Source organism: Vibrio sp. 10N.222.55.C6 (assembly GCF_041473395.1).
Classification (GTDB): domain Bacteria; phylum Pseudomonadota; class Gammaproteobacteria; order Enterobacterales; family Vibrionaceae; genus Vibrio; species Vibrio crassostreae_C.
In genome coordinates, this window is record NZ_JBFRSD010000357.1 from 1 (window position 1) to 543 (window position 543).

The following is a 543-nucleotide window of genomic DNA, read 5'->3' on the forward strand; positions in this document are numbered from 1 at the left end:
ATCCAACAATTACTGGTAACCAGACTATGTCTCTTTAAGAGCATGCCACTTTTAAAACTATTTCAATTTACAACCTATTTGAAACATTGATTAAGGCTTATATCCATGTTTAAGAAAACACTTTTAGCAACATCCGCTCTTCTTATCTCATCAACAGCCTTCGCTGCGGATGTAGAGAACTCTAATCTAGATATCGCATTCCAAGGTGCTCACTTCCAAGGTGCTGGTAACCAAGTAACCATGTTACGCGTACCAGTAACCAACAAGGACACTGGACAAACTCAATTCTTTGACATGAGTGCAGAGTTCGCAGCGGACAAAAATGGCAACCTAGTATTTAAGAATATGAGTTCCATAAAATCAGTTGCCTTTACAAGTGCCAACCAACTAATTGCCGGACACTATCTAGACACTAACAATTGTAGTTGGTTCGTTGAAGGGCCATCAGTTACATCCAATGGAAGATCCAGTTGGAGCTTTTTTAAACCAGCCAATAATATTGGTTGTAAAAACTCTGATCAGCGTTCAGGTCAAGTACTAAGT

The 543-nt window shown here is 39.2% G+C and carries 1 protein-coding gene; it reads left to right on the top strand.

Going from position 1 to position 543, the window contains the following annotated elements; translation table 11 throughout:
* Positions 1–105: 105 nt before the first annotated feature.
* Positions 106–543, top strand: a 438-nt coding sequence (locus AB4486_RS24105) for a hypothetical protein (RefSeq protein ID WP_372119147.1), incomplete at its 3' end; no start/stop codon positions are given.